Origin of the sequence: Mesorhizobium sp. M1A.F.Ca.IN.020.04.1.1 (assembly GCF_003997315.1) — a bacterium.
Classification (GTDB): Bacteria; Pseudomonadota; Alphaproteobacteria; order Rhizobiales; family Rhizobiaceae; genus Mesorhizobium.
In genome coordinates this window covers 1-6,851 of sequence record NZ_RZSN01000193.1, presented here as the reverse complement: position 1 = coordinate 6,851, position 6,851 = coordinate 1, and the positions used below count along the sequence as shown (strand labels likewise).

Annotated in this window: 5 protein-coding genes and 4 pseudogenes; 2 read left to right on the top strand and 7 right to left on the bottom strand. The window is 59.7% G+C overall.

Features of this window, described 5'->3' with window-relative positions; genetic code table 11:
- A partial coding sequence (locus EOA49_RS27080; protein WP_206520224.1) for a tyrosine-type recombinase/integrase occupies nt 1–292 on the top strand: 292 nt, incomplete at its 5' end.
- Here the strand turns inward: EOA49_RS27080 and EOA49_RS27075 are convergent.
- The 6 genes and pseudogenes from EOA49_RS27075 to istA all read right to left on the bottom strand — a co-directional run.
- Nucleotides 255–890, bottom strand: coding sequence for a hypothetical protein (locus tag EOA49_RS27075; protein WP_127239674.1), 636 nt, complete (start codon nt 888–890; stop codon nt 255–257). The genes EOA49_RS27080 and EOA49_RS27075 overlap by 38 nt on opposite strands.
- A gap of 192 nt (nt 891–1,082) precedes the next feature.
- Nucleotides 1,083–1,400: pseudogene (locus EOA49_RS33755) on the bottom strand (ATP-binding protein); the annotation flags it as partial.
- Nucleotides 1,333–1,613: pseudogene (locus tag EOA49_RS33750) on the bottom strand (IS21 family transposase); the annotation flags it as partial. The pseudogenes EOA49_RS33750 and EOA49_RS33755, both read right to left, overlap by 68 nt.
- Nucleotides 1,614–2,142: 529 nt before the next feature.
- Complete coding sequence (locus EOA49_RS27055) at nt 2,143–2,778, bottom strand: hypothetical protein (protein ID WP_127239674.1); 636 nt, start codon at nt 2,776–2,778, stop codon at nt 2,143–2,145.
- Between the two features lie 192 nt (nt 2,779–2,970).
- Nucleotides 2,971–3,289: pseudogene (locus EOA49_RS33745) on the bottom strand (ATP-binding protein); the annotation flags it as partial.
- A gap of 1 nt (nt 3,290) precedes the next feature.
- A pseudogene (gene istA, locus EOA49_RS27045) lies at nt 3,291–4,787 on the bottom strand (IS21 family transposase); the annotation flags it as partial.
- A 115-nt stretch (nt 4,788–4,902) separates the two neighbouring features.
- Here istA and EOA49_RS27040 point away from each other — a divergent pair.
- On the top strand, nt 4,903–5,667 hold the full coding sequence (locus EOA49_RS27040) for a hypothetical protein (RefSeq protein WP_127239673.1): 765 nt from the start codon (nt 4,903–4,905) through the stop codon (nt 5,665–5,667).
- Nucleotides 5,668–6,008: 341 nt separating this feature from the next.
- Here EOA49_RS27040 and EOA49_RS27035 read toward each other — a convergent pair.
- On the bottom strand, nt 6,009–6,851 hold an 843-nt coding region (locus EOA49_RS27035), incomplete at its 5' end, for a HipA domain-containing protein (protein ID WP_164749294.1).

Below are 6,851 nucleotides of genomic sequence, written 5' to 3'. Positions count from 1 at the left end.
GTACCGAAGACCAATGACACGTTTGTTTTCCCTGCGAGGGGCAACGGCTTTGGAGAACTGGACCCTTCACGATCTGCGCAGGACGCTCGCGACAAATCTCGGCAGGCGGCAGGTATTGCCACACGTCATCGAGCACATACTGAATCACAAGGCGGCGTCCCTGACAGACATAGGCGAAATCTACAATCTCTATACCTACGTCAAGGAGAAGCGCGAGGTGTTGCAGATGTGGTCAAATAACATCGAATGGATGATCAAGCAGGCGGCGGAAATGGACGCTCTGGCGGCGTAGCTACTGGCTTGGGCGGAAGATGCGGCGCAACAATCGTCAGAGCCTCATCGAATTGGAGATCATGCTTGACCAGCAAATGCGCGGCCAATGCTTCGATGGCCGACCAGTGATCGAGTACTAGCCGGGCCGTGCGATCTTCGATCCGCCCCCAATCGGGGCGGCGCGGCATCAGGAACCGCAACTCACCATAGATTCGCTTGGCATCCGCGTAGTCGCTGCTCCCCTCATTCTCGTCGGACGCATTCATCGCCATATCGAACGGGTCCAGATAGCCTTCGAATGCGGATTCTGCAAAAGGACCTGCCAGACAAGTAACTATCTCCCGGATCGCACCATCGCGTTCCAAATATCGATCCATATCGTCCTCGAAAATCGGCTTTCGCTTCGAGGTGAATCCTTGCGCTGAATAAAAACACTTGCTCATGACAACACCAAGGTAATCTCCGTCACCGGGGTGGGGGTAAATACTAACACTTGAGAAAGCAGGGAATTCACGGTCGTCGTCGAACATCTGACGCTTCAAAACGATGCCGGCCACCGCGTGCCCGGCTTCGTGGTGCGCCACAGACGGGAGAAGATATTGGGAGGCTACATTCATGCGGTGCGGCTCTCAGGTCTAGTTTGCTTTTGCGCATAGGACCGCAACCGTCGTGCCAACTGGGAAAATCGTTTCGGACAATGCGATCGCTCCGATAGCGTTGTGTCTCCTGTCTGACATTGTTGGGAAGTCGACACGCGCCCGTCGCAATGCGGTCGACCTTCCGCGCGAGTTGGGTGACCCGTGAAGGCGGCCGACCAGGACGATGTTGCGCTGATCGGCGACGAAGGCGCCGCCGGGCGAGATCGCGCATCAGGGGTTCGGTGGCCGGCGTGTCGGCGAAGTCGAAGTCGTCGATGTCCTTGGCCAGCGGCAACTTGGCGACGGCGAACTGGTATTTGATGGAGCGGGCCTGCTTCTCCGATATCTCGGCCTGCAAGAGATCACCGACAATCCTGGGCGGCTCGTGCCGTCGCTTGATGGCGACGCGCCCATGATCTCGTCATAGGCGCTGCGCATTCCGTAGAGCTTCAGCGCTCCCATCAGTTCCAGTACCTCGGTGCGTTCCATGGCTGTTTGTCCTCCTGAGACTGTCATAGCGGGCCCAGTCGGCGACCGCTCGTGAGCTAGCTTCAGCGCCTGGGGAATGGAAAGGATCGTGCCCGGCGCCGGATCGCGGCTGCGGGCCAGGATGTTGAGGATCACCGGCGCCGACGATGCGCCGTGCTCGATGGCTTCCTGACAGGCGGCCTCGACCGCGCTCAATCCGTCGGTCAGCCCGGACCAGCCGCGCCACCCGGATTCTGCATGCCGCCGACCAGATCACGCCCTTCCTCGAACGGGGTCGGCCGATCGGTGCGAGCGCTCTTCGTCCGATCATGACCCACGCCTTCGACGGCAGCGATGCGGAGGGATGCTGGGTCTGGAAAGTTGCCGCGATGCGTTGGTCTGAACTCAACCTTGAAGCCGGAACATGGGACCTATCGGCGGACCGCACGAAGAACGAAGAGCCTACGCTTATTCCGCTGTCCACACTGGCGGTGTCGGTCCCCCAGTCGGTACCGAAGACCAATGACACGTTTGTTTTCCCTGCGAGGGGCAACGGCTTTGGAGAACTGGACCCTTCACGATCTGCGCAGGACGCTCGCGACAAATCTCGGCAGGCGGCAGGTATTGCCACACGTCATCGAGCACATACTGAATCACAAGGCGGCGTCCCTGACAGACATAGGCGAAATCTACAATCTCTATACCTACGTCAAGGAGTAGCGCGAGGTGTTGCAGATGTAGTCAAATCACATCGAATGGATGATCAAGCAGGCGGCGGAAATGGACGCTCTGGCGGCGTAGCTACTGGCTTGGGCGGAAGATGCGGCGCAACAATCGTCAGAGCCTCATCGAATTGGAGATCATGCTTGACCAGCAAATGCGCGGCCAATGCTTCGATGGCCGACCAGTGATCGAGTACTAGCCGGGCCGTGCGATCTTCGATCCGCCCCCAATCGGGGCGGCGCGGCATCAGGAACCGCAACTCACCATAGATTCGCTTGGCATCCGCGTAGTCGCTGCTCCCCTCATTCTCGTCGGACGCATTCATCGCCATATCGAACGGGTCCAGATAGCCTTCGAATGCGGATTCTGCAAAAGGACCTGCCAGACAAGTAACTATCTCCCGGATCGCACCATCGCGTTCCAAATATCGATCCATATCGTCCTCGAAAATCGGCTTTCGCTTCGAGGTGAATCCTTGCGCTGAATAAAAACACTTGCTCATGACAACACCAAGGTAATCTCCGTCACCGGGGTGGGGGTAAATACTAACACTTGAGAAAGCAGGGAATTCACGGTCGTCGTCGAACATCTGACGCTTCAAAACGATGCCGGCCACCGCGTGCCCGGCTTCGTGGTGCGCCACAGACGGGAGAAGATATTGGGAGGCTACATTCATGCGGTGCGGCTCTCAGGTCTAGTTTGCTTTTGCGCATAGGACCGCAACCGTCGTGCCAACTGGGAAAATCGTTTCGGACAATGCGATCGCTCCGATAGCGTTGTGTCTCCTGTCTGACATTGTTGGGAAGTCGACACGCGCCCGTCGCAATGCGGTCGACCTTCCGCGCGAGTTGGGTGACCCGTGAAGGCGGCCGACCAGGACGATGTTGCGCTGATCGGCGCCGAAGGCGCCGCCGGGCGAGATCGCGCATCAGGGGTTCGGTGACCGGCGTGTCGGCGAAGTCGACGTCGTCGATGTCCTTGGCCAGCGGCAACTTGGCGACGGCGAACTGGTATTTGATGGAGCGGGCCTGCTTCTCCGATATCTCGGCCTGCAAGAGATCACCGACAATCCTGGGCGGCTCGTGCCGTCGCTTGATGGCAACGCGCCCATGATCTCGTCATAGGCGCTGCGCAATCCCGTAGAGCTTCAGCGCTCCCATCAGTTCCAGTACCTCGGTGCGTTCCATGGCTGTTTGTCCTCCTGAGACTGTCATAGCGGGCGCAGTCGGCGACCGGCTCGTGAGCTAGCTTCAGCGCCTGGGGAATGGAAAGGATCGTGCCCGGCGCCGGATCGCGGCTGCGGGCCAGGATGTTGAGGATCACCGCCGCCGACGATGCGCCGTGCTCGATGGCTTCCTGACAGGCGCTCTCGACCGCGCTCAATCCGTCGGTCAGGACGCAGGTGAGGATCGACACCATCTGCCGGTCGCCGTCATCGGCCGCCCCTAGCTTGCGGCGCACCTTCTCCATGGCTGATGGCAGAACCCATTCCCGGAAAGGCGCGCCGTTGCGCAGGCCGTCCGGTTTGCGGGCCAGCACCGGCACGTAGTGCCAGGGATCGTAGACGACCTCGTTGCGGCCGAAAGAGCGTGCGTGCTCGCCGACGACCGCGCCATCCTGGCGGATGACGATGCGGTCGGCATAAGCATGGATCTCGACCGGCCGACCGTCGGCGCTCGACAGCACCGAGTATTTGTTGTTGTCGAAGCGCACCGTGCAGGTCTTCGACACCGACGCGGGAATGCAATGGTAGCCGTCGAAGCGACCGGCATAGGGAATGAAGCTGGCGCGTTCTTCTTTGAATACGTCCCAGATCGTGCGCTCACCCTGTTCGGGATGCCGACGCGCCTTGGCATTAGGCAACGCATTTGTCGGCCAGCCAGCCGTTGAGATCCTCCAACGTCTTGAAGCGCAGCCTCGGTGTGAAGAAGCGCTCGCGCACCAGCCCGACCTGGTTCTCGACTTGCCCCTTCTCCCAGCCGGCCGCCGGTGTGCAGGCCTCCGGCTCGACAAGGTAATACCCGCACATCTGCGCAAAGCGGCGGTTGTAGCGGCGATCCCTGCCGATGAAGATCGCGTCCACCGCCGTCTTCATGTTGTCGTAGATGCCGCGCGTGCAGGCGCCACGGAAGAAGGCGAACGCCCGGTCATGCGCGTCGAACACCATCTCCTGCGTCTCGCGCGGATAGGCCCTCACGAAGAACATGCGGCTGTGAGAGCCGCATGTGCGCGACCTTCACTGTCACCGTCACGCCGTCGAGCAGGACGATCTCGTGACTCCAGTCGAACTGGTAGGCCTCGCCAGGTGCAAAACTCAACGGAATGTAGGCCTCGGCCACGGCGCTGCCGCGATCCGCCGCCCAGCTCTGAGCATGCCGCCACCCCGAACTGTAGCTGCCGTCATAGCCGAGGCCGCGAAGCTCCTCGAAAATACGGATCAGCGTCAGCCGCTCCCGCTGCGGCTTGGCCGCATTCGCCGACAGCAGCCGGTCCAGCGTGTCACGCCAAGCTCCCATGCGGGAATAGGGCTGGTGCTTGCGCTCGTAGCGGAACTCCGTCTCCTCAGAACGCAGGACCTTGCGCACCACCTTGCGCGAGATCTTCAGCTCACGGCAGATCGCTTTGATCGACTTCCCCTGGACCAGCGACAGCCGACATCTTTGCAATCGTCTCCAAAACCAACATCCAAAACACAAATGCCTCCGATCAAACCGGAGGCATCTTGATGACCCCATCGTTAAGGGGCCCCGTTTGGACGAAAATCACCCCTTAAACAGGGTCCTCATTCCACGAAAAATCAATGCACTACCTTCCAAAGCTGAGAGAGATCGCCACCGACCGCTTTGAAGGGGCTTTCGGCGGTCTCGTCAGCGAGGTTGTGGACATGAAGAAACATCAATCCACCGCATTGGGCCGAAGCATGCCACGGGCTCATGCCGCGGAGAGCGGGAAGATATTCTTGAAAGAAGCGGTCTCCGACATCAATACCGACAGGATCGGCAGCTTTCTCACGTCACTTGAGGTCGAGCGTGGCAGTTGCGACCCGCAATGCAAGGCTGGCGGCGATGCATACCTTTGCGCGGTCCCTGATCTCGGAGCACCCCGAATATATGGATACGCTGCAACTGGTGGTGACACTTCCCTTCAAGAGGGCGCGCGGGTGGCACCTGTCGAATATCTCGAAGGGCCCGGAAATCAAGAGCGTCCTGGCGCGTATCGACCGCCGCACGCCTTCTGGACAGCGGGATTACGCGCTGTTCTCGCTGATGTTCAATACGGATGCACGAGTTCAGGAAATCCTGAAACTTCGAATTTTGACCTTCGTCTGGTATCGCCCTGTCCCGCCGAGCAAAGGGGCTTTCTCAACGACCGCGGCACACCGCTGACCCGGTTCGGTGTTCGATACTTGCTGCGCAAACATTTTGATATGGCTGCGGGGGAAGGAACCACCCTGGCGGAAAAAAGCATCCATCACCGCTCTTTGCGGCACACGACGGCCATCCACCTTGTCAAGGCGGGTGTTGACATCGCCACCATCAGTCAATGGCTAGCCACTCGGGGCTGAACGTAACGTGCGCTACGCCCGGGCCGGTATCGATATGAAGCGGCAAGCGCTCGAACAAGTCTTTCCCGACGTGATGTCATCGGCAAAAGATCAGACAATCATCGCTATGATGGCGGGATGTTACGCTGGCTGCAGCGCTTGTAGACGCTCAGTTATGTGGAGTTGTATCGTGGGAAGTCGCGCGTCTGTGGGCTCTTGCGGTGTCAGCTCCACATCTCTCCGCAGTGCACGTTGTCGCTGTCGAAGAGCCGTCTGTTCATGACTTCGTGCTGGCACGGCAAGGATTGTCCATATTGTGGGCGTCTTGCGCTTGCCGAGCTTGTCCGAAGTCCAGCGCCGGATCAGGCGTGAACACTGTTGCGTAGTTCGTCAGCCAGAGCGCGGAGAACGTCGGCGCTCCCTTCCAGCGCCGTAAAAGCGTAGGGATTGAGGAACTGTCGGCCCCAGAACAGATTGCGATCTGTGCCGGATAGCGTAGCTTCCTCGCTGACACGCGGCCAATTCTTCGCAATGCATCGGAGCTGGCCTTCAACAATCGCAAGAGCTTCCGGCGCGCTGAGCAGGAAGTGATGCGCGGCTTCAAGGCAGGACGCGATCCGGCTCATGCGGTTATTGCCGCTGATGAGCATGGCCTGGCTGGCCTCCTGGCCACTGCGGGCCTGCGGACAAATATCGTAAGCAGGCGTGAGGGTGAGCTTAGCCCCGTCCCAGAATGCCGCATGGTTGCGGGCATGATCGTCGGTGTTGCCGCAAAGTATGTTGAAGACAATGCGGCTGAACAACTCGCGCAGAGTTTCCGACGGCGCGGTGAATCGGTGGCGAATGATCTCCGCCAAATCCTGGTAGCTGGCGTAACGCGCCATCATCTCATCGAGCGCGAGCATCGTCAGCGCTGAGACCATGGATTTGCGTTGCCAGCCGCCCGTGACCTTGATCCGGTCGAATCGCTCGATGAGCAACACGTCCTTGCCTGCGGCGCGAACGAGCGAGACGGATGCCGCTCTGATGCCGCACAAGGCGGCAAGCCGCATGGCTATGAATTCTCCTTTGACGACGCTGTAAAGGTCGGCAGACGAGGAAAATTTCGCGACATGCTTGATGGCGTCGTCCTCGATCAGCGCCTTTGGCCTTGCGCCGCAGGCAAGGACGTGTTGCTCATCGAGCGATTCGACCGGATCAAGGTC

What these genes read in the sequence shown, in the direction of transcription:
- EOA49_RS27055 (WP_127239674.1), bottom strand. Translation starts at nt 2,778, where the DNA reads ATGAATGTAGCCTCCCAATATCTTCTCCCGTCTGTGGCGCACCACGAA.
- EOA49_RS27040 (WP_127239673.1), top strand. Translation starts at nt 4,903, where the DNA reads ATGCACTACCTTCCAAAGCTGAGAGAGATCGCCACCGACCGCTTTGAA.
- EOA49_RS27075 (WP_127239674.1), bottom strand. Translation starts at nt 890, where the DNA reads ATGAATGTAGCCTCCCAATATCTTCTCCCGTCTGTGGCGCACCACGAA.